This is a genomic window from Aquimonas sp., from assembly GCF_044377145.1.
Classification (GTDB): Bacteria; Pseudomonadota; Gammaproteobacteria; order Xanthomonadales; family Xanthomonadaceae; genus Aquimonas.
In genome coordinates, this window is the sequence record NZ_JBILJQ010000041.1 from 1 (window position 1) to 26314 (window position 26314).

At 66.4% G+C, this 26314-nt stretch carries 25 protein-coding genes; 9 read left to right on the plus strand and 16 right to left on the minus strand.

Annotated features, from left to right (window positions below; translation table 11 throughout):
* Positions 1–702: 702 nt before the first annotated feature.
* Together ahpC and ahpF are read left to right on the plus strand one after the other, a co-directional pair.
* A complete protein-coding gene (gene ahpC / locus ACIQ7H_RS13015; RefSeq protein WP_395792126.1) occupies positions 703–1266 on the plus strand; it encodes an alkyl hydroperoxide reductase subunit C in 564 nt (187 codons plus the stop codon).
* A 173-nt stretch (positions 1267–1439) separates the two neighbouring features.
* Positions 1440–3017 (plus strand): alkyl hydroperoxide reductase subunit F, encoded by a 1578-nt coding sequence (ahpF, locus tag ACIQ7H_RS13020; protein WP_395792128.1) that lies wholly within the window; start codon positions 1440–1442, stop codon positions 3015–3017.
* A 173-nt stretch (positions 3018–3190) separates the two neighbouring features.
* On the opposite strand, the gene dxs is transcribed toward ahpF, so the two are convergent.
* The 8 genes from dxs to ACIQ7H_RS13060 all read right to left on the minus strand — a co-directional run bounded on the left by dxs (position 3191) and on the right by ACIQ7H_RS13060 (position 11816).
* Positions 3191–5095 carry a 1-deoxy-D-xylulose-5-phosphate synthase gene (gene dxs, locus ACIQ7H_RS13025; RefSeq protein WP_395792130.1) on the minus strand — a complete coding sequence of 635 codons (1905 nt, stop codon included), beginning with the start codon at positions 5093–5095 and terminating at the stop codon, positions 3191–3193.
* A 230-nt stretch (positions 5096–5325) separates the two neighbouring features.
* Positions 5326–6435 (minus strand): hypothetical protein, encoded by a 1110-nt coding sequence (locus ACIQ7H_RS13030; protein ID WP_395792132.1) that lies wholly within the window; start codon positions 6433–6435, stop codon positions 5326–5328.
* A gap of 124 nt (positions 6436–6559) precedes the next feature.
* Entirely contained in the window at positions 6560–7162 is a 603-nt protein-coding gene (locus ACIQ7H_RS13035) for an HNH endonuclease (protein WP_395792134.1), read from the minus strand.
* 219 nt (positions 7163–7381) lie between these two features.
* A complete protein-coding gene (locus ACIQ7H_RS13040; protein WP_395792136.1) occupies positions 7382–7870 on the minus strand; it encodes a GNAT family N-acetyltransferase in 489 nt (162 codons plus the stop codon).
* A 106-nt stretch (positions 7871–7976) separates the two neighbouring features.
* On the minus strand, positions 7977–9773 hold the full coding sequence (locus tag ACIQ7H_RS13045) for an acyl-CoA dehydrogenase C-terminal domain-containing protein (RefSeq protein WP_395792138.1): 1797 nt from the start codon (positions 9771–9773) through the stop codon (positions 7977–7979).
* A gap of 36 nt (positions 9774–9809) precedes the next feature.
* A complete protein-coding gene (locus ACIQ7H_RS13050; protein WP_395792140.1) occupies positions 9810–10337 on the minus strand; it encodes a hypothetical protein in 528 nt (175 codons plus the stop codon).
* An 89-nt stretch (positions 10338–10426) separates the two neighbouring features.
* Entirely contained in the window at positions 10427–11134 is a 708-nt protein-coding gene (locus tag ACIQ7H_RS13055; protein WP_395792142.1) for a UDP-2,3-diacylglucosamine diphosphatase, read from the minus strand.
* A gap of 49 nt (positions 11135–11183) precedes the next feature.
* Positions 11184–11816, minus strand: coding sequence for a peptidylprolyl isomerase (locus ACIQ7H_RS13060; RefSeq protein ID WP_395792144.1), 633 nt, complete (start codon positions 11814–11816; stop codon positions 11184–11186).
* A 204-nt stretch (positions 11817–12020) separates the two neighbouring features.
* On the opposite strand from ACIQ7H_RS13060, the gene gltX reads away from it, so the two are divergent.
* From gltX to ACIQ7H_RS13075, 3 genes are all read left to right on the plus strand, one after another.
* On the plus strand, positions 12021–13415 hold the full coding sequence (gene gltX, locus ACIQ7H_RS13065; protein ID WP_395792146.1) for a glutamate--tRNA ligase: 1395 nt from the start codon (positions 12021–12023) through the stop codon (positions 13413–13415).
* Between the two features lie 67 nt (positions 13416–13482).
* The gene (locus tag ACIQ7H_RS13070; protein ID WP_395792148.1) at positions 13483–13992 is read left to right on the plus strand and encodes a Fur family transcriptional regulator; all 510 of its coding nucleotides are present in this window, start codon (positions 13483–13485) and stop codon (positions 13990–13992) included.
* On the plus strand, positions 13979–15535 hold the full coding sequence (locus tag ACIQ7H_RS13075; RefSeq protein ID WP_395792150.1) for a succinylglutamate desuccinylase/aspartoacylase family protein: 1557 nt from the start codon (positions 13979–13981) through the stop codon (positions 15533–15535). Before ACIQ7H_RS13070 ends, ACIQ7H_RS13075 begins: the two co-directional genes overlap by 14 nt.
* Positions 15536–15566: 31 nt before the next feature.
* On the opposite strand, the gene ACIQ7H_RS13080 is transcribed toward ACIQ7H_RS13075, so the two are convergent.
* The 4 genes from ACIQ7H_RS13080 to ACIQ7H_RS13095 all read right to left on the minus strand — a co-directional run bounded on the left by ACIQ7H_RS13080 (position 15567) and on the right by ACIQ7H_RS13095 (position 19653).
* Positions 15567–16331, minus strand: coding sequence for a response regulator (locus ACIQ7H_RS13080; RefSeq protein WP_395792152.1), 765 nt, complete (start codon positions 16329–16331; stop codon positions 15567–15569).
* Complete coding sequence (locus ACIQ7H_RS13085) at positions 16328–17470, minus strand: hypothetical protein (protein ID WP_395792154.1); 1143 nt, start codon at positions 17468–17470, stop codon at positions 16328–16330. Before ACIQ7H_RS13085 ends, ACIQ7H_RS13080 begins: the two co-directional genes overlap by 4 nt.
* A 157-nt stretch (positions 17471–17627) precedes the next feature.
* On the minus strand, positions 17628–18017 hold the full coding sequence (locus ACIQ7H_RS13090; RefSeq protein ID WP_395792156.1) for a hypothetical protein: 390 nt from the start codon (positions 18015–18017) through the stop codon (positions 17628–17630).
* A gap of 10 nt (positions 18018–18027) precedes the next feature.
* Positions 18028–19653 (minus strand): ATP-binding protein, encoded by a 1626-nt coding sequence (locus ACIQ7H_RS13095; RefSeq protein WP_395792158.1) that lies wholly within the window; start codon positions 19651–19653, stop codon positions 18028–18030.
* A 170-nt stretch (positions 19654–19823) separates the two neighbouring features.
* On the opposite strand from ACIQ7H_RS13095, the gene ACIQ7H_RS13100 reads away from it, so the two are divergent.
* A complete protein-coding gene (locus tag ACIQ7H_RS13100) occupies positions 19824–20387 on the plus strand; it encodes a hypothetical protein (protein WP_395792160.1) in 564 nt (187 codons plus the stop codon).
* A gap of 32 nt (positions 20388–20419) precedes the next feature.
* Positions 20420–20638 (plus strand): hypothetical protein, encoded by a 219-nt coding sequence (locus tag ACIQ7H_RS13105; RefSeq protein ID WP_395792162.1) that lies wholly within the window; start codon positions 20420–20422, stop codon positions 20636–20638.
* A 295-nt stretch (positions 20639–20933) separates the two neighbouring features.
* On the opposite strand, the gene ACIQ7H_RS13110 is transcribed toward ACIQ7H_RS13105, so the two are convergent.
* A complete protein-coding gene (locus tag ACIQ7H_RS13110) occupies positions 20934–23006 on the minus strand; it encodes a TonB-dependent receptor domain-containing protein (protein WP_395792164.1) in 2073 nt (690 codons plus the stop codon).
* 177 nt (positions 23007–23183) lie between these two features.
* Here ACIQ7H_RS13110 and ACIQ7H_RS13115 point away from each other — a divergent pair, with 177 nt between their 5' ends.
* Positions 23184–23609, plus strand: a complete 426-nt coding sequence (locus ACIQ7H_RS13115) for a MerC domain-containing protein (RefSeq protein WP_395792166.1) — start codon at positions 23184–23186, stop codon at positions 23607–23609.
* A 35-nt stretch (positions 23610–23644) separates the two neighbouring features.
* Here ACIQ7H_RS13115 and ACIQ7H_RS13120 read toward each other — a convergent pair whose 3' ends face one another.
* Entirely contained in the window at positions 23645–24133 is a 489-nt protein-coding gene (locus tag ACIQ7H_RS13120) for a DUF4442 domain-containing protein (RefSeq protein ID WP_395792168.1), read from the minus strand.
* Positions 24134–24267: 134 nt separating this feature from the next.
* On the opposite strand from ACIQ7H_RS13120, the gene ACIQ7H_RS13125 reads away from it, so the two are divergent.
* Entirely contained in the window at positions 24268–24423 is a 156-nt protein-coding gene (locus tag ACIQ7H_RS13125; protein WP_395792170.1) for a 30S ribosomal protein THX, read from the plus strand.
* A gap of 128 nt (positions 24424–24551) precedes the next feature.
* Here the strand turns inward: ACIQ7H_RS13125 and murU are convergent, their stop codons facing one another.
* Together murU and ACIQ7H_RS13135 are read right to left on the minus strand one after the other, a co-directional pair.
* Entirely contained in the window at positions 24552–25274 is a 723-nt protein-coding gene (gene murU / locus ACIQ7H_RS13130; RefSeq protein WP_395792172.1) for an N-acetylmuramate alpha-1-phosphate uridylyltransferase MurU, read from the minus strand.
* The gene (locus ACIQ7H_RS13135) at positions 25271–26314 is read right to left on the minus strand and encodes an aminoglycoside phosphotransferase family protein (RefSeq protein WP_395792174.1); all 1044 of its coding nucleotides are present in this window, start codon (positions 26312–26314) and stop codon (positions 25271–25273) included. Before ACIQ7H_RS13135 ends, murU begins: the two co-directional genes overlap by 4 nt.

The window sequence follows — 26314 nt, forward strand, 5'->3', positions numbered from 1 at the left end:
GTAAGCGAGGGCCGGGCCGTAGGCAGAGGGCGCGTTTGCGCGGCACTGCCGCGCGCGCCCTCGAACGCCCGAGCGTAAGCGAGGGCCGGGCCGTAGGCAGAGGGCGCGTTTGCGCGGCATTGCCGCGCGCGCCCTCGAACGCCCGAGCGTAAGCGAGGGCCGGGCCGTAGGCAGAGGGCGCGTTTGCACGGCACGGGCCGCGCGCCCTCGAACGCCCGAGCGTAAGCGAGGGCCGGGCCGTAGGCAGAGGGCGCGATTGCGCGGCACGGGCCGCGCATTCGTGCTCCGAGGCACTGCCCGACCGGTAGAGAGCTGGCCTTGCCGCAGGTTGGGATCGCTCCGTCGACCGCGGGCAGGCATGCCTCAAGCGGGATGTTGAGAGCCCGTGACCCGGCGCCTTGACGCCCTGCGCTGATCTCTGCTGCGTCGCGAGAAAGAAGTGCAGTCAGCCTTCGCTCGCTCGCAGATGGTTTGAGCGAGTGAATCAGGATTGGGTCGCTGGCCAGAGGCAGCGCGCTGTGCTTTGGAACACTTCGTGCCGGCTTGCAGGTGTCGGCAGGCTCCTCACAGGGCACTAAGGCTGTGTCTGATAGTTTTGTTCTATCGCAGCAATTCACACAATCGTCTTTACCGGTCGATAGGTGCTGCCTAACATCGCGATCGTTGTGATTCACATCTTCCCCCCGACCTAGGAGAACATCGATGTCCCTGATCAACACCAGCGTGCAGCCGTTCAAGGCGCAAGCTTTCCACAACGGCAAGTTCATTGAAGTCACCGACGCCAGTCTGAAGGGCAAGTGGTCGGTACTGATCTTCATGCCGGCAGCGTTTACCTTCAATTGCCCGACCGAAGTTGAAGACGCCGCTGACAATTACGCCGAGTTCCAGAAGGCCGGCGCTGAGGTCTACATCGTCACCACCGACACTCATTTCTCGCACAAGGTGTGGCACGAGACCTCGCCGGCGGTAGGCAAGGCGCGCTTCCCCCTGGTCGGCGACCCGACCCATACCCTGACCAACGCGTTCGGCGTGCACATCGCCGAAGAAGGTCTGGCCCTGCGCGGCACCTTCATCATCAATCCGGACGGCGTGATCAAGACCGCTGAGATCCACAGCAACGAGATCGCCCGTGACGTGTCGGAGACCCTGCGCAAGCTGAAGGCGGCGCAGTACACCGCCAACAACCCCGGCCAAGTGTGTCCGGCCAAGTGGAAGGAAGGCGCCAAGACCCTGGCTCCTTCGCTCGACCTCGTCGGCAAGATCTGATCGCTGTATCGCCCCGGCGCCGCTCTGGCGCCGGGGCACCGGCCCGCGTTTGCGAAGCATCGCGCGCTGCGCCGACACCGCTCTGAGTTCGCTTGCGCCTGCCGCCTCGATTGCGCAGGCCATAGGCGCAAGCGCGCTCGCTCACCCACTGAATCGAATCCCGGAGTGCCGCCATGCTCGACGCTGACCTGAAGTCGCAGCTGTCCACCTACCTCGAGAAGCTGCAGCTGCCGATCGAGCTGAACGCATCGCTGGACGACAGCGATGCTTCGAAGGAGCTGCAGGCACTGTTGCAGGACATCGCCGCGCTGTCCGACAAGATTTCGCTGGGCACCTTGCGCGATGCGCGCACGCCCTCGTTCGAGATCCGTCGGTCCGGCAGCGACATCGCAGTCGGATTCGCCGGCCTGCCGATGGGTCATGAGTTCACTTCGCTGGTGCTGGCCTTGCTGCAGGTGGGCGGCCATCCCTCGCGCGAAGATGCCGAGGTGATCGAGCAGGCCAAGGCTCTGCCGGGCGAGTTCGTGCTGGAAACCTATTTCTCGCTGTCCTGCCACAACTGCCCTGATGTGGTTCAAGCGCTGAATCTGTTGGCCGTGCTGAACCCCGGCGTCAAGCATGTCGCCATCGATGGTGCGCTGTTCCAGGCCGAGGTCGAGGAGCGCCAGGTGATGGCTGTACCCAGTGTCTACTTGAACGGCAAGCCGTTCGCCAGCGGGCGGATGAGTCTCGCCGAGATTCTGGCCAAGCTCGACACCGGTGCCGAGGCGCGTATGGCGCAGCAGTTGGCCGCCAAGGACACCTTCGACATGCTGGTGGTGGGCGGTGGCCCGGCCGGCGCATCGTCGGCGATCTACGCCGCCCGCAAGGGCATCCGCACCGGTCTGCTGGCCGAGCGCTTCGGCGGTCAGGTGATGGATACCCTCGGCATCGAGAACTTCATTTCGGTCTCGCACACCGAAGGCCCGAAGTTGGTCGCCCAGCTTGAGCAGCACGTCAAGGACTACGAGGTCGACCTGATGCCGATGCAGCGTGCCGCGGCCCTGGTGCCGGCCGGCAGCGATGGCCTGATCGAGATCCAGCTGGAGAATGGCGCATCGCTGAAGGCCCGCAGCGTGGTGCTCAGCACCGGCGCGCGCTGGCGGCAGATGGGCGTGCCCGGCGAGGAGCAGTACCGCAACAAGGGCGTGGCCTATTGCCCGCACTGCGATGGCCCGTTGTTCCGCGGCAAGCGCGTGGCGGTGATCGGCGGCGGCAACTCGGGCGTCGAGGCTGCAATCGATCTGGCCGGCATTGTCAGCCACGTGACCCTGGTCGAATTCGACACCAAGCTGCGCGCGGACGAAGTGCTGCAGCGCAAGCTGCGGAGCCTGCCCAACGTCGACATCCTGCTGAACGCGCAGACCACCGAGGTGCTGGGCGACGGCCAGAAGGTGACCGGCCTGAACTATCGCGACCGCGGCAGTCTGGACGTGCAGCGCGTCGAGCTGGACGGCATTTTTGTGCAGATCGGCCTGCTGCCGAACACCGACTGGCTCAAGGGCAGCGTGGCGCTGTCAGCGCGTGGTGAGATCGAAATCGATGCCCACGGCAAGACCTCGCTTCCGGGGGTGTACGCAGCCGGCGACTGCACCACCGTGCCCTACAAGCAGATCATCATCGCGATGGGAGCAGGCGCCACCGCGGCACTCGGCGCATTCGACCATCTGATGCGCAGCAGCGTGGCTGAAGGTCAGGCCAAGGCCGCCTGAGGCTGACACGAAGGCCGAGCCGCTGCCCCCGACGCTTGATCGAACGCCGACAGGACAAGTGCCTGTCGGCGTCCGCGATTCCAGGTTCGGGATTATGGTCGGCGCGCGAGACGCCCACGCTGATCGAGTCTTGCGCCCGCGCACGCGGGCTCAGGAAATCCAGAAGGACTGGATCAAGCCCCCACCGCTTTCACCGCACTGGCGACCTGCGGGAACCGCGCGCGGATGCTGGCGAGAATCCCGGCGCTGTCCAGCCCGACTTCGGCCAGCAGTTGCTCGCGCGCGGCGTGCTCCAGATACGCATCCGGCAGGCCCAGATGCAGCACCGGCAGCTGCAGCCCTTCGGCAGCCAGCAGTTCGGCTACACCGCTGCCGGCGCCGCCCATGATCGCGTTGTCCTCGACAGTCACGAAGGCATCGTGGCTCCTGGCCAGTTCGAGGATCAGGCCGCGGTCCAAGGGGCGGACAAAACGCATATTGACCACGCTGGCGTCGAGCTCGGCGCCGGCGACTTCGGCTGCCGGCAGCAGGGCGCCAAAACTCAGGATCGCGATACGGCCACCGCGCCGCCGTAGTTCGGCTTTGCCGATCGGCAGGGTGCCCAGCGCGGGCTCGATCGCCACGCCCGGTCCGTTGCCGCGCGGATAGCGCACCGCTGCCGGGCCCGCATGCTTGAAACCGGTGCTGAGCATTTGCCGGCACTCGTTCTCATCCGCCGGCGCCATCACCACCATGTTGGGGATGCAGCGCAGGTAGGAGAGGTCAAATGTGCCCGCATGGGTCGCGCCGTCCGGGCCAACCACGCCGGCGCGATCAATCGCGAACAGCACGTCGAGATCCTGCAGGGCGACGTCGTGGATCAGCTGGTCGTAGGCGCGCTGCAGGAAGGTGGAGTAGATGGCCACTACCGGTTTCATGCCTTCGCAGGCCATGCCGGCGGCCAGGGTCACCGCGTGCTGCTCGGCAATCGCCACATCGAAATAGCGGTTCGGGTACTCCCTGGAGAAGCGCACCAAGCCGGAGCCCTCGCGCATCGCCGGGGTGATGCCGAGCAACTTGGGCTCAGCGGCGGCCATATCGCAAAGCCAATCGGAGAACACATCGGTATAGGTGGGCTTCTTCGCCCCGCCTTTGGCGACCAGGCCCTTGTCGGGATCAAACGGCCCGACCGCGTGGTAACCGATCTGGTCGCCCTCGGCCAGCTCGTAGCCCTTGCCCTTGGTAGTGATGACATGCAACAGCTGCGGGCCGTCGAGCTTCTTCAGCGTGTTGAGGGCACCCACCAGTGCCGGCAGATCGTGGCCATCGATGGGGCCGGTGTAGTGGAAGCCCATTTCTTCGAACAGGGTCGAAGGTACGAACATGCCCTTCCAGTGCTCCTCCCAGCGGCGCACGAAGCGCGCGGCCGGGTTGCTGCGCTTGGAGCCGAGCAGCCGTTTGCCGCCTTCGCGCATCGCGTTCAGGGTGCGGCTGGCGGTGATGCGGCCGAACATCTTGGTCATGCCGCCGACGTTCTCGGAGATCGACATCCGGTTGTCGTTGAGGATCACCAGCAGATTGGGCGGGGCGTCCATGCCGCCGGCGTGATTCAGTGCCTCATAGGCCATGCCGGCGGTCATCGCACCGTCGCCGATTACCGCCACCACCTTGCGCTGATCGCCCTGGGCCTGACAGGCGATGGCCATGCCCAGCGCGGCCGAAATCGAGGTCGAGCTGTGGCCGACGCCGAAGGTGTCGTAAGGGCTTTCGTCGCGCTTGGGAAACGGCGCCACGCCGTCCTTCTGTTTGACGGTATGGATGTTGTCGCGACGGCCGGTGAGGATCTTGTGCGGGTAGCACTGGTGGCCCACGTCCCAGACCAGACGGTCATCGGGCGTATTGAACGCCCAGTGCAGGGCGACCGTGAGTTCGACCACGCCGAGGCCGGCGCCAAAGTGGCCGCCACTCCTGCCCACGGATTCGATCAGGTAGGCGCGCAGTTCAGCGGCGGCCTGCGGGAGTTGCTCTTCGCTCAGCTCGCGCAGTTGGGTTGGCGCGGCAATGCGCGACAGCAGGGGGTAAAGGCTGGGATCAATCATGATCCGCGAATTGTCCGGGCTTGCGCGGGGCAGGGCAACAGCGGAGCGCGCCGGAAGCCGCCCTGAATGGAGGATTGGGGATGCGTGCTGGGCCCGAGGCGGCGAGCGGTTTGCAGCGGTTCAGCGCGCGAGGGAGCCCTAACCTGGCTTATCAGGCGTTGGATCGGAGCGGCAGGTTGGTCGCGCGGTCGCGCTCGATTGCTCCAGACGCCGATTCCGAAACCCTGCTCTCAGCCCCTCAAGCCGCGCAGCCGATCCATCAACCCACTGCGCGCGGTCTCGGCCGCTGCGCTGGCTTGGCCTTGCTCGGGCTCGGCGAAGCCGGTGGCGAGGTAGGCGTTGAGCAGGTCGCAGACTTCCTCGCGGCTGGCGCCAGAGGCGGCAGCGATGTCGTCGACCGTGGCGGCCTGCTTCATCATCACGGTGGCGATGCGGAAGTGCTTCGGGAACTCGCGCTCGATCTGCGGCCACTTGCCCAGCTTGAAGCGGGTGGTGGGGTCGAAACCGATCAGTTGTCCGTCTCCAGCATGCAGGGCAGCCAGCCAGATCAGCCGCATGACTGGCTGTCGGCTGCCTTCCACAGCCTCAAGCGCAGCCAGCTCCGTGGCCGACACGGGTTTGAAATCCTCATCGGCGATCGGTGCCTTGAGGTACTCGATGTAGGGCTTGAGAGTGCTTCCACCGAGGTAGACCCGGGCTTCAGGTTCCAACACCAGCGCCGGCGCATCGCCGCGCTGGAACTTGACGGCGCGCGTCAGCACGCCGGGCTGCAGATGCTCGAACAGGCTGCGCGGACGTGCAGTCGTGGTCGCGGTCGTCGTCGCAGGCTCGGCGCGCGGCGGAGCCGAGACAGGCGCTGCCACTGCTTGCGGTGCAGCCGGCGTCGATGCGGCCGGTCTGGGCGGCAGCTTGGGTTTCGACTCCGGGCGTGGGGCCGGTGGCGCGCTTGCTGCAGCAAGCAGCGCGCTGCGTGCGGGTTCCTGGCTCACCGGTTCTACGCGTGCTGGCGCCGCCGCCTGCTGCGGCAGTTCGCCATTGCCGAGCGCGGTCAGCAGCCGGGCGAGGCTGGCTTGCTCAAGCGGGCGGTCGAGCTTGTAGTCAGCGTCGGCGCGGCTTCCGGACGTCAGCGCAATCAGCAGCTTGCCCGACCCCTGCGCCTGCATCAGGCCCATCTGACCGTAGATGGAGTCGGCGTCGATGATCAAGGCCTCACACTCAGCTTCGGCGCACAGAACAAAGCCGCCCCCGGCCTGTCGGTTGGCGGCCTCGAACAGGCTGCGGAAGGCGGCTTCTTCGGCGCGCCCAAAGCCCGACACAGCGATCTTGCGGATACTGGCCATCAACCCCCCCTGAGGTGCGGTGTTGGCAGGTCCGCACAGGAATTTTCTTGGGCAGGCCTGCGTCAACAACGACGGGGCCGCCTGCGTTTGTAGCCGGGCAGTGTTGACGAAACGCCTGCGAGCGTCAATTCGCCGCCAGCTCCGGCCTGCGCTTGGGCAGGTGATTGCGCAGAAACTCCATCTGATCAACCAGGATGTTGCGGTTGGACAGGATCAGATGTTCGACCCAGCTCGGCCGGTAGGGCACCGCCAGCAGCGGCATGCGGGCCTCCTGCGGCGTCCGACTGCCCTTCTTGAGATTGCAGGGCAGGCAGGCGCTGACCACATTGGTCCAGATGTCGCGTCCGCCGCGCGACGTCGGCACCACGTGGTCGCGGGTCAGTGCGTAGCGATTGAAATGGCCACCGCAGTACAGGCAGAGGTGGCGATCGCGAGCGAACAACGCGGTGTTGTTCAGCGCCGGCGAGGGGTCGATCGAATGCGGGCGTGCGTGGCCGCGGGCGGCCACGATCGGATGCAGTTCGATGATGCTCTGCGCGTCCCGCAGGCGATTGAAACCACCGTGCACGGTCAAACAGGGATTGCCCAAGGTCCAGGCAACCGCACCGCGTACGTACAGACAAGTCGCCTGCTGCCAGCTCATCCAGTCGAGGATACGGCCATGGGCGTCGAGGGAGAGAACGCGGGTCCGGTCAAGTGCTGACAGCGGCTGTGCCACAGGCTGCATGTTCCAGGTCTCCTTCCGTTCAACGGGGGGACGGCTTTGCCTCGCTGATGCGAGACGAACGCCATAGCCCTGTGATCCGGACGCCGCTGGTCAGCCTGTTGCGCGGTGGTTCGGCCCACTGACGCCATGCGCGTTGTGCCTTGAGCAGCCCGCGCGACCCGCCGAGCATAGCCCAGTCGGGTCAAGCTTGGGTGACCGCGGCGTCAGCAGGGCTGCGGCCTACAGCGGTTTTGCCATGCGCAGCAGCTCAACCCCGAAGCCGACGCTCTCGTAGAGTTCCCGTGCGCGGTTGTTGCCGGGGAAGACTGCCAGCGTCAGACGCTCGCAGCGGTGCTCGCGCGCGAAGCGTTCGGCGTAGCCGATCAGCGCGCTGCCGATGCCCTTGCCATCGGCGCCGCGGCTGACGGCGATATCGGAGATGTGGCAGTTCAGATGGCCGGTGAAGAAGTCGGTCACCGTCTGCAGATGCAAGAACCCGATGCGACTGCCGTCACTGGCGTCCTCGGCCACAAACAGAAACGAGCCAGGCGGCGGGTTCTCCAGGTGTTTCACCAGGTCGCGGCGAATGCCCTCGGACACCACATTCTTCTTGCGCCACTTGGGCAGTTCGAAGTCGACCAGTCGTTCAACCAGGCCGAGGATGAATTCGTCGTCGTCGGCTTCCGCGGATCGGATCAGCAGCTCGGTGTCGCCGGCCTGGATGTGCATGAGGGTGCGCGAAGGGATGTTGTGGAAGGAAGCAGTGTTTTACCCCGTCCGTGCGGCCGGGGGAAGGGCGGAGGCTGTCCTATCCGACAGGCTCCGCCCCGAGCGCTCAGCCCAACCCGAACAGGGTCTCGTCCAGCGCCATCAGGCTATCGCTGCCGGCGCGGATGCTGGCAGCGTGCGCCAGCGTGCGCGGCAGGATGCGTTTGAAGTAGAACCGTGCGGTTTCGCGCTTGGCCTTGCGGAAGTCCTCGCTGTGGCCATTGGCATCGGCTGCCGCCACCGAGCGCGCCCACCAATAGGCCAGACTGACGTAGCCCGAGTAGAACAGGTAGTCGACTGACGCGGCGCCAAGTTCCTCCGGGTTGCTCTGAACGCGCTGGGCGATATCCAGCGTCAGCTGCTGCCAATCCTGCGCGGCCTGCGCCAGCGGTGCGATGAACTCCACCAGCTCCGGCTTGGCTACGTTGGCGCTGCAGAACTCGACGATCATGCCGAGGAACAGCTTGAAGCCTGCGCCCTGCTGCTGGATGACCTTGCGGCCGAGCAGGTCCAAGGCCTGGATCTGGGTGGTGCCTTCGTAGATCGTGGTGATGCGAGCGTCGCGGGCCAGCTGCTCCATGCCCCATTCGCGCACGTAGCCGTGGCCGCCGAAGCATTGCAGGGCGTGGTAAGTGCACTCGACCGAGGCTTCCGTCAGCACACCTTTGACGATGGGTGTGAGGAAGCTCAAAAGAGCGTCTGCTTCAGCGCGGGCTTCCGGTGTCTGCGCCTTGTCGACCAGATCCACCAGGCTCGCTGCATGCATCGCCAGCGCGCGGCCGCTTTCGGCGAATGCCTTGCATGTCAGCAGCATGCGGCGAATGTCCGGATGCACGATCAGCGGGTCGGCCGGCTTGTCTGGACGCTTCGGGCCCGACAGCGAGCGCATCTGCAGGCGATCGCGCGAGTACGCCAGCGCGTTCTGGCAGGCGCGGTCGATCAGGCCCAGGCCTTGGATGCCAACGGCGAGCCGCGCCGAGTTCATCATGGTGAACATCGCCGCCAGGCCCTTGTTGGGCTGGCCGATCAGCCAGCCCTCGGCGCCGTCAAAGTTCATCACGCAGGTGGCTGAGCCGTGGATGCCCATTTTGTGTTCGATCGAGCCGCAGCGAAGCGCATTGCGCTCGCCGACCGCGCCGTCTTTCGCCACCTTGAACTTGGGCACGATGAACAGGGAGATGCCCTTGGTGCCCGCCGGCGCGTCCGGCAGGCGCGCCAGCACCAGGTGCACGATGTTGTCGGTGAAATCGTGCTCGCCGCCGGTGATGAAGATTTTGGTGCCGGTCACCGCGAAGCTGCCGTCGGCCTGCGGCTCGGCGCGGGTCTTCAGCAGGGCGAGGTCGGAGCCGCAGTGAGGCTCGGTCAGGCACATGGTGCCGGTCCAGCGGCCCTCAACGATCGGCTTCAGGAAGACCTCCTGCTGCCAGGCCTCACCGTGATGCTTGAGCGCCTCGGTGGCGCCGTGCGAAAGCAGCGGATAGTTGCCCCAGCTCAGGTTGGCGGCGTCGATCATTTCCTTGAACGCAGCGCCGACCAGTTCCGGCAGGCCCTGGCCGCCGAATTCTTCCGGCGCGGTCAGCCCGCTCCAGCCGCCTTCGACGAACTGGGCGTAGGCCTCGCGGAATCCCTTGGGCGTGCTGACTGCCCCCGTGGCTTTGTCGTGGCTGCAGCCTTCCGCATCACCGCTGCCGTTGAGCGGCGCCAGCACCTGTTCGGTAAAGCGCGCGGCCTCATCAAGTACGGCGTCGACCAGCTCGCGGTTGACGTGTTCGGCGCCCGGCAGCTTGGCCGCATGGGCCTCCAGGTCGACCAGGTCGTAGAGGGCAAAACGCAGATCACGGACGGGGGCGCGGTAGCTGTTCATGACGGGCTCGTGCTTGAAAGTGAAAAGGCGAAGGGATCAGCGCAGCACGCCGTCGAGGCCGGGCATCGGCGTCAAGGCGCTGCTGAACTCGAAGCTGTCGTTACGGTTCTTGGGCTCGCTGCTGCCCAGGCTGCCGCTGATGCGATAACCAACACCGCGGCGGGTTTCCAGCGCCGAGCGCAGGGCCTCGGCGGCCTCGGTCGAGGGCATCAGCTGTAGCACGATGTTCTCGGCGCTGCTGGGCGGAACGGTGTCGGCGACGGTGGTTTCGATGCGGCCGGCGGCGTGGCCGCCGAGCTCGATATCGAGTTCGAGCCGCTCGAAGCGCATCGCCACCGTGCTGAAATTCTGGATGCGCAGCTGCAGCTCCCAGTGGCCGTCGGCCTGCAGCCGCAGTTCCTGCACGCTGGCATTGGGCGGAAACACGCGCTTCACCGGGCCGCTGCTGCAGGCCGCAAGTAGCAGGGCGACGAGGATCAACAACAAGACGCGCAGCACTGCAGATCGATGACTTGAACGCCCGGCCATGGCGATCGGCAGTGGGTTGAGTGACTGGATGTGCATGCACCATGCTCCGGCGTATGGGGTTGGAGAATACCAGCCCCGATCGCGCAGCTGGCGTGAGCCGGCCCGGTCGGGGCGGGCGATGGGTGTCACAGCTGCTGCAGGTTCCAGCCGCTGCCGTCAATGCGCAGCACGCTGCCCTGCGTGTACCAGTCGCCGAGCACGTAGCGCCGGTCGCCGTCTGGCAGCTCATGCACAGCCGGGCGATGGGTGTGTCCATGGATCATCCGCGGTACGCCGTACAGCCGCAGCATGTCGAGCACGGCCTGCGGATTGGCATCGGTGATCTGCGCATCGACACCCTGCTGATGGCGCTGGCTTTCGGCGCGAGCCTGGCGCGCGAAGGCCTCGCGCTCGGCGACCGGGCGCGCCAGAAAACTCTCGCGCCAGGCTGCGGTACGGCTGCCGGCGCGAAAGCGCTGGTAGGCGAGGTCGTCGGTGCACAGCAGATCACCGTGCAGCAGCAGGGTCGGGATGCCGGTCAGCGTGACCACGCAGGGGTCGGGCAGCAGACGCATGCCGCAGCTGCGGGCGTAGCTGGCGTCAAGCAGGAAATCGCGATTGCCGCGGATGAAGCCGATCTCGGTGCCGGCGCGAGCGCAGGCCGACAGGCCGCGCGCAACCGCGGTACCGATCGCGCCGGGCGCATCGTCACCGATCCAGGCCTCGAACAGGTCGCCAAGAATGAACAGCGACTGCGCCTGCTGCGCTTCGTTGCGCAGCAAGCGCAGGAACAGCTCGGTGATCTGCGGACGACTCGGGTCGAGGTGCAGATCGGAAATGAAGAGAGTGGTCACGTGTCGGTTCCGGGATGCGGCAGCCTGGGCCGCCGCATCCCGTTGAAGATCAGCCCGCCGGGGTCGGCGCAGGCAGCAGCTCCGCGCTTTCAATCACCACCGGTTCGGTGGGGACATCACGTGGCAGCGGGCCTTGGCCACCGGTGGGCAGGGCGGCGATCTTGTCGACCACGTCCATGCCTTCGATGACCTTGCCGAACACCGCATAGCCCCACAGACCGTCCTGCTCCGAGACGAAATCCAGGCGCTGGTTGTCGACCACATTGACGAAGAACTGCGAGGTTGCCGAGTGCGGCTCGTTGGTGCGCGCCATCGCGACGGTGCCGCGCAGGTTGGACAGACCGTTGTTGGCCTCGTTCGGGACCGCTGCGCGGGTCGGCTTGAGCTGCAAGTCGGCGGTGAAGCCGCCGCCCTGGACCATGAAGCCTGGAATCACGCGGTGGAACACGGTGCCGGAGTAAAAGCCGTCACGCACGTACTGCAGGTAGCCTTCAGCTGACTTCGGCGCCTTGGCGGCGTCGAGTTCGATCACGATGCGCCCGAGGTTGGTATTGAGGGCCACGCGCGGGGCAGCGGCGGGCGCTACTTCCTCAGCGGCGGGAGCGGCAGGGGCAGGCGCCGCGTCCTGGGCGAGGGCCGCGAAGGGCGCGAAGGCGAGGGTCAGGGCAAGGCTGCGCAGCATGTCGACTCCAGGGTTGTTGAGAACGCCCACGGTGGGGCAGGGTGAAAGGCGAAAGCGAAACTTGTCCGGCCAGCGCCGGGCACCGGCATTGTAGGCGTCTACGGCCGGCTGGCGCAGGGGCCTGCGACCGCGGCGATCAGTCAGGGTTCCCGGGTGTCGCTGTTACACTCCGCGCCCATTTTCTCGATCGCCCCGGGGTTCGCCATGGCCTGTCGCACGCGCTTCGCTCCCAGCCCCACCGGCTACCTGCACATCGGTGGCGCCCGCACTGCGCTGTACTGCTGGCTGGAGGCGCGCCATCACGGCGGCGATTTCGTGCTGAGGATCGAGGATACCGACCGCGAGCGCAGCACCCAGGCGGCGGTGGAGGCGATCATTGAAGGCATGCGCTGGCTCGGGCTTGAGGCCGATGAGGGTCCGATCTATCAGACCCAGCGGCTGGAACGTTATCGCCAGGTGGCCTCCGAACTGGTCCAGGCCGGCAAGGCCTACTACGCCTATGAGACCAAGGAAGAGATCGACGCGATGCGCGCGCTCGCCATGGAGCAGGGCGAGAAGCCGCGTTACGACGGCCGCTCGCGCGAGCTGAACCTGCCGCGCCGCGACGACCCCAACCGGGTCATCCGGCTGAAGAATCCGCAGGCGGGTACGGTGGTGTTCGACGATCGGGTCAAGGGCCGCATCGAATGGGCCAATGCCGAGCTCGACGATCTGGTGATGATCCGCTCGGACGATTACCCGACCTACAACTTCGCGGTGGTGATCGACGACCTCGACATGCGGATCACCGATGTGATTCGTGGCGATGACCATGTCAACAACACGCCGCGGCAGATCAACCTCTACCACGCGCTCGGCGCCGAGGTGCCGCGCTTCTCGCACCTACCGATGATTCTCGGCGCCGATGGCGCCAAGCTCAGCAAGCGCCACGGCGCGATCAGCGTGATGCAGTACCGCGACGACGGCTACCTGCCGCACGCGCTTTTGAACTACATCGTGCGGCTGGGCTGGAGCCACGGCGATCAGGAAATCTTCTCGATCGAGGACATGACCCGGCTGTTCCGCATCGACGATGTCAACCGCGCCGCCTCGCGCTTCGACTTCGACAAGCTGGCCTGGCTCAATCAGCACTATCTGAAGACCGATGATCCGGCCGAAGTCGCCAAGCACCTGCACTTTCATCTGGAGCAGGCGGGCTACGACCTCGCCGCTGGGCCCAATCCGGCTGACGTAGTGGTCGCTTTGCGCGACCGGGTCAAGACCCTGAAGGACATGGCCGAGCGCGCCTCCATCTGGTACCGCCCGATCGAAGCCTATGACGAGGCAGCGGTGGAGAAGCACCTGAAGCCGGCAGCGGCCGTGATCAGCGCCGTGCATGCGCGCCTGGTTGCCCTCACGGAGTGGACCCCGGCCAGCGTGCACGCCGCGCTGGAAGCGACCGCAGCCGCATTGGAGCTGGGCATCGGCAAAGTCGCGCAGCCGCTACGGGTGGCGGTGACCGGCGGCACCGTATCGCCCTCGATCGACCATACCCTGTACCTGACCGGGCAGGCCGAAAGCCTGAGGCGGCTCGACCAGGCGCTGGCGAAAATCGCCTGAACCGCGGCCGTTTCCGCGGCGCCTGGCACGTTCCGGAGCGGCGCAAGCCCGATGCTATTATCCAGCGATGAAACACTCCGCCGCGCAGGGCCAGCAGGCCTGCAATCATCCCGATCATCATGTGCACGACGCCAAGTCTTACCTGGCGGAAGTTGCCGCTGTGTGTCGCGAGCGCGGCCTGCGGCTTACAGCGCTGCGTGAGCAGGTGCTCAAACTGATCGCCGATGCCGAGCGGCCGGTCAAGGCCTACGCACTGCTGGAGCAAATGCGAGATGAACGTGGTCCGGTGGCTCCGCCGACCGTCTATCGCGCGCTCGATTTCCTGCTTGAGAACGGCTTCATCCACAAGCTCGAATCGATCAATGCCTTCGTCAGCTGCCACCAGCCGCGGCAGCAGCACTCGGTACCGTTCCTGATCTGCAAGCGCTGCTTGGCTGCGGTCGAACTCGAGGATGAGGCGGTGACGCGTCTGCTGATTTCGCAGGCGCGCGCACTGGGTTTCGAACCGCACGCGCAGACGCTGGAGGTGCACGGTTTGTGCGCCAGCTGCAGCAAACCGCAGGATGCACCGCGTTAGCGCGTGGCGCTTGGCGCCGCTGCTGTGGATGGTCGCTGTAGCCTGCTCCGCGCAGGCGCCGCCGATCGAACTCGGCCCGTGGCCGGACCCGGTCGCCAGCGAGCCGGTTGACGATGTCGAGACCGTGCCGCTGCCCGCCCTGGAGGAAGACGCCAGCGCGCGTCTCGAAGTGCTGCCTGCGGATGACGCGGTCGGACCACCCACCGTTGAGCAGCAGGCGCGCCAGCTGCAGAACGTGCTGGCGGCGACGGCGGGTGCAAGCTCGCCCGTCGAGCCCGCGTATGGCGTCGATGTCTCGCGGCGCGCAGTGACCGAACAAGCGGCGAGCGGCCCGCCGGATCTGCGCGTGCTCTACGACTGGCCCGGTCAGGCTGATGCAGGTCCGCCCCCGGTCGAGCCTGCCGGCGATTCGGACAGCGTCGATTTCGTTGGTCCGCGGGTGGTGCGGCCCTTCCGCATGTTGGGTGGAGAGATCGCCCCCGGCACGCGGAACCGGCTGTACTGGAACGCGAGCCAGACCTATGCCGGTGGCGAAATGCGTACGCCGATCGACGTCATCCACGGCGACCGCGCCGGACCGGTGCTTTGTCTCACCGCGGCGGTGCATGGCGACGAACTGAACGGTGTCGAAGTGGTGCGACGGATGATGAAGCAGCTGCAGCCGGAGCGCTTCGCCGGCACCGTGATCGGCGTGCCGGTGGTCAATCTGTTCGGCTTCAGCCGCAATTCGCGCTACCTGCCGGATCGGCGCGATCTCAACCGCTTCTTTCCGGGAAGCTCGACCGGCAGCATCGCATCGCGCATCGCCCACAGCTTTTTCGATCAAGTGGCACGCCACTGCGACGCCTTGGTCGACATGCACACCGGCTCGTTTGATCGAATCAATCTTCCGCAGGTGCGCGCCGATCTGCGCATTCCGCAGGTGCTGGAGTTCACTCGCGGCTTCGGTGCTACGCCGGTCCTGCACAGTGCCGGTAGCCGCGGCATGCTGCGGGTGGCGGCGATCCAATCGGGCATTCCAGCGGTGACCTTCGAGGTCGGTGGGCCGGGCGAGCTGGAGCCGGTCGAGATCGAGGCCGGCGTGCAGGCCCTGCTGACCCTGGTGCACAAGCTCGGCATGGTCCGCGACAGTCCGGAATGGCTGGAGCCACAGGCGATCTTCTACGAGTCACGCTGGGTGCGCGCCAATCGCGGCGGCATGCTGATCAGCGATGTTCGCCTCGGAGAGCGCGTGCAGCGCGGCCAGCGCATCGGGCAGATCGTCGATCCGCTGGAAAGCAGCGAGACCGACATCGTCGCCAGTGTGTCCGGGCGGGTGATCGGTATGGCGCTGAATCAGGTGGTTCTGCCGGGCTATGCGATCTTCCACCTGGGCGAAGAAACCAGCGAATCCGGAGCGGTCAATCAGGCCGCCAGCGGACAGGCGGCGCTGCCCTACGAGGAGGATGCCGGGCGTCCACCGGCCGCCGCACCCGAGGCCGCTGAGCCGAGCGAGGAATCGCTGGACGATGAAGGACTGCCGCCGGATGAGGATTTCGAATAGGCGTTGCTCGCGCTGTCCCGCAGCCGGTGCCTTACTCCTCGCCGGGGCGGACGAATAGATAGCCGCGGGCGCGTATGGTCTTGATCAGGCGCGGGTGGTTTGGATCATCACCGATTCGAGCACGCAGCTGCGACACCAGCAGATCGATGCCGCGGTTCTGACCGTCGTAGTCGATGCCACGCAGACCGGTGAACAGTTCCTGCCGCGACAGCACTTCGCCAGCGTGCTGCATGAACAGGCGCAACAGTCCGAACTGGGCTTCGGTGAGTTCGACCAGCTCGCCCTTGACTCTGACCTCGCGTGCGCCTTCATCAAGCGCGATGCCGCACAGGCTCAGAGGGCTCGGCGCCGAGGTCGGACGAGTCGGCTCGGCTGCATTGGAATCTGAGGCCAGGACCAAGGGCTGCACCGGCTCGCGTCGCAACAGCGCGCGCACCCGCGCCAGCAGCACACGTGGCTCCACCGGTTTGCGCACGTAGTCGTCGGCCCCGAGTTCCAGGCCCAGCACCTGATCGATGCTGTCCTCGCGCGCGGTCAGCATCAGGATGCGGCCGTGGAAATGCGGGCGCACCTGGCGACATACGCCGAAGCCGTCCTCGCCGGGCAGCATCAGGTCAAGGATCACCAGCGCGGGCGGATCGGCGAGAATCCGCTGCACCGCAATCCGGCCGTTGGGTTCCAGCTCGACCCGGTAGCCCTGCGAGCGCAGATATTCCTGCAGCAGGCTGCCCAGCTCGGGGTCGTCTTCGACCACCAGCACGCGCGTCTCGGGTTCCTCCTGGACGACGGCATTCATCGGTTCCACTCCACTCCAAAGTCAAGGCTGGTGCGGTCGTAGCGCGGACCCGCGTCGTCGATATCGGCCAGCAGGCGCCGCAGCCGCAGCTGTAGGGTCCAATTCGCGTGGAAGCTGAAACGGTAGCGGACATCGCCCCCGCGATAGCGAAGGTCGCGAGCGCCGCGCACCAGCACGTCAAGCGAATTGTCAGCAGTGATCGGAACACGGATCAGGGTTTCTGCCGCACCCGGTTCACGGTAGCGGTAGCTGTTGCCGTCCACCGACACAACCAGTTCATGGCGGCCCTGCTGCAGGCCGAGGCTGAGTCCGATCCGCTGAAGCTCGCGGTTCTGGGCGCGGCTGCGCGCTTGTTCGTCGCGGTATTCCAGATCGCCGCCCAGCCACCACTGGTTGCGCGCGCCGAATGCGATCTGCGAGCGCAGGTTCAGTGCCCAGTGTTCGGCATCCAGACCGCGATAGCTCGCGCGGCTGTAACGCCTGGAGGCGCGTTCCAGCCCTGCGCGAAGCGCAATCCGTGATGCCGAAAAGCCCATCGCCAGCTCGATGCCGGTATCGTTCAGCAGCGCGTCGCGGCCCCGCTGGATATGGCGAAAACTGGGCGACAGCTGAATCCCCAGCCGCGGCGTGGCATGCAATTCGGCGCTGGCGCGCAGGCGCAGGTCGTCAAGATCGAACTCGTGCAATTCGCGGTGCCGCCGCGCACTGAAGTCAGCGTCAGCGCGGGTCTGGATCGCATTGCCCGCGACACCGCGCCAGCGCAAACGCCCACCGACTTCCGCGTAGCTATCCGGGCTGCCACCTACGGTGCCGAGCGTCGGCCCGTCTGCCCCCAGCCGCGGGTCGTAGTCCGCGAAACTGGTGACATTGTCATCGTGGCCCAGACTGAAGCGAAGGCTATTGCGGCCGGGTGGGCCGGCCAACTGCGAGAGTGCCTGATCGCGCAGCTGCACCAGATTGGCGCGCACGTTCGGAGGCAGCTCACTTGCAAGCAGAGAATCGAGCTCCTGGATCGATTCCTCGGCGCGACCCAGCTGCAGCAGGCTCAGCGCGCGCTCGGCGCGCGCGCGCAGTCGATCGGGAAAGCGGCTGAGCAGGGCGTCAAGCCGGGCAAGCGCAGCGCTTTCGTCGCCCGCCAAGCGAGCGTCGAGCGCTTGTTTCAGGCAAACATCAGGATCGTCGCAGAAGCTTGCCAAGGCTTGGCTGGAGGCAAGCAACAAGCCAAAACCCATCGCCAGGAAGCAGGGAGAGAGTCCGCAGGTCAGCCTCGGCTGTCGGGCCGGGGCCAGCCCGGTCTCACGTGCCATTGGCGGGGTTGGGAGGGGGCGGCGCAGGAATCTGATCGAACTCAACCGCGTTCAACTGAATTGGATCGCGGCCCGCGGTGCCATCCGTCGGCAATCGTTCCCCACGTGCTGCGGCGTCAATCGGCTCCGGTCCCGGCGCACGGTCGGCGTAGCCCAGCGCGAGCAGCGGATCGCGATTGCCCTGTCGGGGCGCCTGGTTCCAGATGCCCCATTCCTCATCGACCTCGGAACTGACTGCCGTTGCCGCCTTTGCACCTGCCTGGGCGGACTTCGCAGATCGCTCCCTTTCCAGTTTTGTCCCATCCGTTTCAGGCGCAGCCAAGGTGGACGTGGAGATCGCAAGCGCAAGGGCGATGACGATTGCTTTGGGAGTATTCATATCCCGGAGTCTAGCTCGAACCGAGCGCATTGGCAGCCGTCCCATGAAACTGCCCGGCCAGCGGTAGCTGCAGTTGAAAGCGTGCTCCGCCCAGCGGGCTGGCGACACAGTCGATACGCCCACCGTGGCATTCGGCGATCCGGCGCACGATCGCCAAGCCCAGGCCATAGCCGCCCGAGCTCTTGCTGCGGGTTTCATCCAGGCGCGAAAACGGTTCGAAAATGCGCTCGCGCTGGGCTTCGGGGACGCCCGGGCCGTCGTCGTCGACGGCGATCTGCAGAATGCCGGCGGCGGCCTGCAGCTGCACCTCAACCCGCTTGCTGGCGTAGCGCAGGGCGTTGCCCAGCAGGTTCTGCAGGGCGCGGCGCAGCAGACCGCGGTCGGCCGAGAGCCTGGATGCGCCTTCGGGCATGCGCAGCTCGACGGCGATCCCCGGGGCGAGCAGCGACTGGTCCTGGAGCAATCGGCGCAGTTCACTGCCGAGGTCGAGCGGCTCCTGACGCAGGCGGGCGCCTGCGTCATCCAGCTGCGAGTAGGTGATCGCCGCGTCGATCAGGCTTTCGAGTTCATCCAGATCGCGGCGGATGCCATCGGCGCGATCGCGCTGCGGACCCGGCTCAGGATTGAGCATCTCCAGCCGCAGCCGCACGCGCGCCACCGGGGTCCGCAAGTCATGCGACACGCCCTGGATGATCTCTTGCTGGGTCCGCAACAGCCCGTGGATGCGCGTCGCCATGCCGCGCACGGTGTGGGCGAGGCGGCCGATCGCATCGCCCGTATTGGGGCCGAGGTCGCCGAGCTCGAAGTTGGCGGTGCCGAATTTTGCCAGCGCGCCGTCGATCTGCTGCAGTCGGCGCTCCAGCGTGCGCACCATCCACAGCGCGATGCCGGCGAAGGCGAGCGCGGCAATCCCGATCACACTCAAGGTCATCGCCAGCGGCATGGCCGCCGGGCTGGGCACCGGCCCGACCGCCAACACATCGCCATGCAGGCCGTAAGGGGCGAAGAAACGGGTATTGGGTCGACCGCTGTCGCGCCACTCGGTTTGCATCACGACCTCGGTCTTGATGCGCTCGCGCTGGCGCTCATCCAAGCCGGCTTGCTCCAGGCTCAGGTGTCGCAGCGGATAGGGCAGATCAGCCGCCAGGCGCTCCAGCGTGGCGCGCTGCTGGTCGGCAGGGTGGCGGCCGAGTTCGTTCAACAGAAAGTGCGTGGTCGCCCGCCACTGTTGCTCGGTCCAGTTCTGGAACAGCAGCACCACCTGATGCTTGGTGCTGCCGGGCAGGGCGACGCGGGCGCGGTACTGCTGCTCTCCGACGTGCTCGACCACGACCCGCGATGGCGGCGTATCGGTGGCCTCGACCCGCAGCTCGGCGTTCAACAGTCGCGCGGCGATGTCGATCCAGCGCTCGCGATCCTCACCCTCATGCCGGCCGATACCGTCGGCAATCAGCTGCAGCGGCACCCGCAGCACCGATTCGCGGAACGCCGTGTCGCGCGAACTTTCGAGCAGCGACAAGGTCGCCAGCACTGCACCTGCAATCAGGAGCATGGCCACGATCAAACCCAGGTAGATGCGGGCGAACAGGCTGGTCACATCGCGCCGGTGCAGGAGTAGGACGGCGGACACTAGCATGCGCCCGGCCGTGGTCAGGGCGCCGCTACAAACTCGCTACAATGCCGCTACACAGGGCGACCAAGGCAGTTGCTGCGCTACGCAATCGCAACAAAGCGCTGACTGAACGCGGCGGCCACACGTGTTCTGCTGTGTTCCGACGGCGGGGGCCCGCCACGGAGTGATTATCCATGCGTGCATTGGTGCCGGCTGCGGTCCTGTTGCTGACCTGTACTGCGCTGATCAGCCACTTTTCACCGGGTACGTTGGAAGCTCAGGCTGCCAGTCAGCGCGGCGCGCTCAGCACGCGGGGACTGTGGGCGGATGAGCGAGGCAACACGGTGCTGGTCACTGAACGCGTGGCCGAGCTTTCCTCCCGCGCCATCCCGAACGCGGAACTGCGCTTTCTGGGCCCGGATGGTCGCACCAGTTGGGTCATGCCCCTCGGCAGCGGCGCGATCAGCGCGCTGGCCGACGCCGACGACGTGCTCTACCTCGGTCTGAGTGCGACCTCTGCAGCGGCCGATCACGACACCGCCTCCATCCGCTCACAGGTCCTGGCGGTTTCGATGGTGTCCGGCCTACGTCTGTGGAGCGTGGAGGTGGCTGGCGAGGTGACCGACCTGTTGCCCGACGCCGCCGGGGGTTTGCGTGCGCGCAGCCTGCGCCAGGACGCCGAGGGCCAGGGCGGCAGCGAACATTTGATCAGCCTGCGCGATGGCGTTCTGCTTTGGGACGTGGCGCTGGAGGACTGATCTTCCGATTCAAGGCTTGCCGGGAGGCCGCCATGTTGATGCTGTCATTCGCTTTTTTGCTGCTTGCTGTTGGCGCCTATTGGCTGACAACGGTGCATCCGGCGCGCAACGTGATGCGCATGCGCTGGACTCTGGTTTCATTTTTTCTGCTGATGGGTTTCGCTTCTTTTGGCACAGGGCTGATGTTGTCGGCGCATTCCGATTCGAATGGCCACGGCCCGAGTTATCCCGTGGAGACCGCTTCACGCTGAGTGTGTGGCGTCGGCTTCGCTGCGCCTCTTCAAGCGCAGCAGTTTTGCTCCGTCCGCGCTGGAAGCGTTGACGGCCCCGCGCAGCGCCTTTCCCGCCGCGTGGCTCAACCGGTAACCGTTTGTACGGGGCCGGTGCCTGCGGAAGCTTGCGTGGACGGTGCTTTCGGCGGGCGATTACGCGACGGCAGGCAAGGGAGCGCTGCTGCCGTCGCACCTCGTGCATGCTCGGGCCGGCAGATGAATGGCGTCGGCCGCCCCGACGCGTTTCCGGGCCATGAGCCCCTGCGCTCAAACGTCAGAAGAACGCGCGCACGCCGAACAGCAGATTGCGGCCCGGCAGCGGGGCATCGTTCTTCAGCACCGAGGTGTGCAGGCGCGCCTCGCGGTTGCTCAGATTGGTGCCGCGCAGAAACACCTCCCAGCCGATCTCGCGAACATCCCAGTGGTAGGCCAGGTTGGCGTCGAACAGGGTGAAGCCTTCGCTGGGGTCTTCGAACTCTGCGACCTTGCTCTGGCGGCCATAGCGCTTGGCGTCGAGTGATGCGCGCCAGCCGTCCAGGCTCCAGTCAAAACCCGCGCCGATCCTTGACGGTGCGATCCGCGGCAGATTGCCGCCCGCATCCAGCGATGCATTCACGCGGTCGCCCGACAGCCGCATTGTCCAGGCCCCGCTGGCGTTGTCCGCCAGCAGCAGGGCGGCCTCGGCTTCCAGGCCGTGGAAGCGCGCATCGGCCTGGGTCCACTGCTGCACCGGCAGCTCGTCTTCTTCTTCACCGGTGTTGGCGAGGTAGATGAAATCGTCGAACCGGTTCTGAAACGCCGCCAGCTTGCCGCTCAACGGGCCGGCATGCAGATGCGCGGCCAGCTCCAGCTGGTTGGCCGTCTCGCGGCCAAGTGTGTCATCGCCGATTTCGAAGCTGCGGGTGGCGGCATGCGGGCCGTTGGAGAACAGCTCCTCCGCGCCCGGCGCGCGCTGGGCGCGGTCGAAAGACGCGCTGAAGTGCAGCGCATCGCTCATCCGCCACAGCGCGCCGGCCGATGCGCTGAAGCTGCTGAAACTGCGCTCGCGGTGGCCGTCTGCACTCACCCGCAGGCGATCGGCGCGCGCACCGAGCTCGAACTTCCAGGCATCGAGATCCTTTTCCTCGATCAGGAACAGGCCGAGGTCGCGGCTCAGCGAGGGCGGCACGAAGGCCTCTTCGCCAAGGGCGACGAAATCGCGACGGCTGAACTGAAGCCCGACTGCGCCGCGCCAGCCGGCGAGCGGGGCGTGTACCAGATCGGCACGACCTTCGTAGGCCTCGTTGTCGAAACGCGTGCCGACCTCCTCGCCTTCGAGTTCAACGTGGCGGTAATTGTTCACGCCCAGGCGGAAATTCATCGATTCGACGCCCGCAAAGGGCGCACTCAATCCAGCCTTGAAGTCGTAGCGGGTCTGGGCGAGATCAATGCTTACCGGCGCTTCGCCTTCTTCTTCGTGCTGCTCGCCATCCTCGTGTTCCTCTTCGTGGCCGTGGTTGTGGCCCGGCACGCCGTACACGGTTTCGAAGCGGCTGACCGACACGCCGGCATAGCCGCGCGCACCGATCCAGCTCAGGCCGAGGGCGCCGCCGCGGGAGTCGACCGCGCTGTTCGGCAGCAGGCCGAAGGGGTTTTCCTCTTCTTCGTGCGCCTCGTGGCCTTCTTCTTCGTGATCGTGGTCGTCCTCCACGCGCGCGAATCCAGGAATCTCGTAGTCGGAGGTATCGCGACGAAAGCCGTCGACGTGCCACGCAAACTGTCCATTGGCGCCATCCAGACGGAACATCGCGCTGCGCTCGTCAGCCACGCTGCCGCCGCGTACTTCCGCCCGCCCACTGACCGCCTGCTCGGGAAGTGCAGTGGGAATGCGCCCGTCCACCACATTGACTGCGCCGCCGATCGCACCGGGGCCGTACAGCAGGGTCGCCGGTCCCTTCAGCACTTCGATCTGATCCGCGAGAAACGGCTCGATGCTGACCGCGTGATCGACGCTGGTGGTGGAGGCATCCAGACTGGCAATGCCCTCGCTCAGCACCTGCACGCGCGGGCCTTCCTGGCCGCGGATGATGGGTCGCCCGACGCCGGCGCCGAAGAACGAGCTTTGCACCCCGAGCAACTGCGACACGGTCTCGCCCAGCGTGCCGGCGCGATGGTCATCCAGCGCTTCGCCAGCGAGGATCTCGACCGGCTGCACAATGTTCTCGGCATTCGAGCGCAGCGGCGTGGCGGTGACGATCAGTTGGTCGAGTTGTTTGGCGCGGTCTGTGTCGTGTGGGGCGGCGGACTGGGCCGGGCTTAGACCGGGCAGCAGCAGGGCGATGGTGGCAGCCAAGGGGCGGAGAGTCATGGTGTCCTCTGAGTTATAACGTTGCGACTGCAGAGCCAAAAAGGAGCGCGTCGAAACGCGCTCCGCGGTAAGGATCGACAGAACTGAGCAAGCAGGCCTGAAAACCGAAGACAGATGTTATACCATCGCAAAACACCCCGGCCTAGGCCGGAGGTCCTGATCCTTCGGGGCGTTCCCATGTCCGCATTGCCGCAGTTCCCCGCCGATCGCCTCATCGCGCGCGCCGACCAGGTCGGCTCGGCGGCCTCGTTCGTTTGCGCCGTGCACTGCGCAAGCTTTCCCGTGCTGCTCGCGCTGCTGCCGGCTTTGGGTGTCAGCTTTCTGGCTTCCGAGCTGCTTGAGCGCAGTTTCGTGCTGTTTGCGACCGTGCTGGCGTTGTCTTCGCTGATTGCCGGCTATCGCCGCCACGGCAGTTTGAAGGCGCTGCAGGTTCTGGTGCCCGGGCTGGCGCTGATCTGGTTTGGCAGCTTTGGGCCGCTGCACCACGATTTGATTCCCCACGCGGTGCTGATGACCGTCGGTGGCGTGCTGGTGGCGGTCTCGCATCTGCGCAACCAGCGGCTTTCGCGGCGCCATGTCCACGGGCCGGCTTGTGCACACTGAGCCCACCAACCCCGGCGGTGGTGCTGGGGCTGACCTCAGCGCTTCTTGGGCACCCACGCCCACAGCATCGCGCAGTCGATCGGCGACTCACCGCTCTGGTCGGTGACCACGACGGGAACGAGCAGCTCGCCCTTGGGCTCAGCTTGGATCTGCCGCACCTGCTCGGACGAGAGTCGGGCCACGGCGCGTAGATCGCCCTGGGTTCGGCGTTTGAAGTCGACCTTGAAGCTTTTGATCAGGGGCAAGCGGTCTTCGGGAAGATGCCAACCCAAGCAGAAGCCGCTGGCGGTTTCGGCCAGCAGAGCCATCGCGGCCGCATGCACGCCGCCGATGTGGTTCTGCACCGACCGGCGATTGGCAATGCTGATCACGACCTGCTCGGCATCGACCTGTTCGAAATGCAGACGCGCGGTGCCCACCAGCGGCACCGCGCGCCCGAGCAGTCGATCGCGCGCCCACGGTCGCAGCAGGGCTGGAAGGCGGTCGAGGCGGGCGAGATTGCGGGCGAGGGTGCTGGCGGCCATGTGCTGATGTTCCCGACGGATGGAAGGCGACAAGCCTACCCGCAGGCGCGTCCTGCTTGCTTCACCCGCGCGAGATGGTAGGCTACCCGGCTTTCCGAGCGACCCCGCTTTAACGAATTTTCCAGGAGAACGACATGGGCAAGGGCGATACCCGCACCCGCAAGGGCAAGATCTACAACCACAGCTACGGCAACGCGCGCCCGCACGGCACCACCGCTGTGGCCAAGACCGTGACGCCGAAGGCGCCGGTCGCTGCGGCCAAGAAAGCGCCGGCCCGCAAGAAGGCCTGAAGCCTGCACGCTGCGCCTCGCGGCGCAGCCGGCTTCAATGAACGCCCCGCCTTGAGCGGGGCGTTTGCTTTTCGGCGGATTGCATTCGCGACGGATTCGCTTGACGCCGACGCTGGACTCGATGCGCGTCAGCTTTCGCGGGCGGCGTTGCGGACCACCGCATCCAGCGCCGCCAGTCGTTCTGGCGTGCCGACGTCTTCCCAGCGCCCGCGATGGTTCAGGCCGGCGACACGGTCGTTCGTCATCGCGGCGCGCAGCAGCGGCGCAAGTCCGAAGCGCGGCGGCTGTCGGCGGCTGTCGGCGGTGTCGCCGATCACCTCACGCCAGCCATCAAGAACATGCGCGGAGTACAGGCCGATGCCGGCATAGGTCAGGCGCGGCTCGCCCTCGCTGCGCAGGCGGTTGGCGGCGAGCACGAAGTCACCGCGCGGGTGCTGTGGCGGGTTGTCGACCATCAGCAACTGAGCCTGGTCGCCTGGGCCGAGCTCGAACCGCGCGTAGTCGACGTCGCAGAACACATCGCCATTGACCAGCAGAAACTGATTGGCATCGATCAGCGGCAAGGCCTGCAACAGGCCACCGCCAGTTTCCAGGCGCTCGGCCTCGCGGCTGTAGCGGATCTCCAGCCCATAGCGGGCGCCGTCGCCCAGCGCGGGTTCGAAACACTCGGCCAGATGCGCGGTGTTGATCACCACTCGACGCACGCCAGCGCGCTGCAGCGCCTGCAGATGCCACTCGATCAGGCGCTTTCCGCCGACCTGCAGCAGCGGCTTGGGGGTCGTATCAGACAACGGCCGCATACGCTCGCCGCGACCGGCGGCAAGGATGAAGGCGACCTCGGCAGTGCTCATGCGGCCGGCGGCTCGCGGTCCGCCATGGCTGCTTCACTACGCGGCTGACTCAGGTCGACGCCAGCGGTGAATCGGCGCAGCAGGGCGGCGAACTCGCGCAGCTCCGGGTACGCATCCGCGACATCGAGCACGTAGCCGAGCACGCGCGGCAGGTCGGCAAGATAGCCCGGCTTGCCGTCGCGGTAGTGCAGGCGACAGAACAGACCCAGCACCTTGATGTGCCGCTGCAGGCCCATCAGGTCGAATGCGCGTCGGAAGCGCTGCGGGGCGTCGGCGATCATGCCGGCGCGGACCAACTCGCGACGGTAGTCCTCGGCCCAGCCTTCAATGCGCGCGTCGTCCCAGCGCAGGTAGCAGTCGCGCAGCAGGGAGACCAGGTCATAGGTCTGCGGCCCGCCGAGCGCGTCCTGGAAGTCGATGATGCCCGGCCCGGGCGCGCAGTCGAGCAGGTTGCGACTGTGAAAATCGCGGTGCACGAACACCTGCGGCTGCGCCATCGCGTTGTCTAGCAGCAGCCGAAACGCGGATTCGATCGGGTCCCACTGCTCGCATTCGGGCACTTGCCCAAGATGCCGATGCAGGAACCAGGTCGGCATCAGTTCCAGCTCCATCTCGAAGCGAGCGTGTTCGTAGACCGGAACCGCGCTGGCCGGCAAGGCGCGCTGCATCCGCAACAGCGCCTCGAGGGCGCGGCCGTAGAGCGGATCTGCGCTGTCTGCATTCAGCCGGTGCTGATACAGCGCGTCGCCCAGGTGTTCGATCAGGGCGAAGCCTTGCTCGACATCGGTATGTTCGACCTTGGGCACGCGAAGGCCGGCGCTGCTCAGCAGGCGGCCGACCTGCAGCCAGGGTTCGAGCGGCACCTGCGCCGGCGGCGAATCCATCAGCAGCAGATCCGGCGTGCCCTGCAGGCGCAGATAGCGCCGGAAGCTGGCGTCACTGGCGGCGGGCGCAAGCTCAAGCGTTGCCGAGCCGGTGCGTTCGCGCGCCCAGCGCAGCGCGGCGAGCGCGCGGGCATCGGTAGGAATCGACTCCGCCAT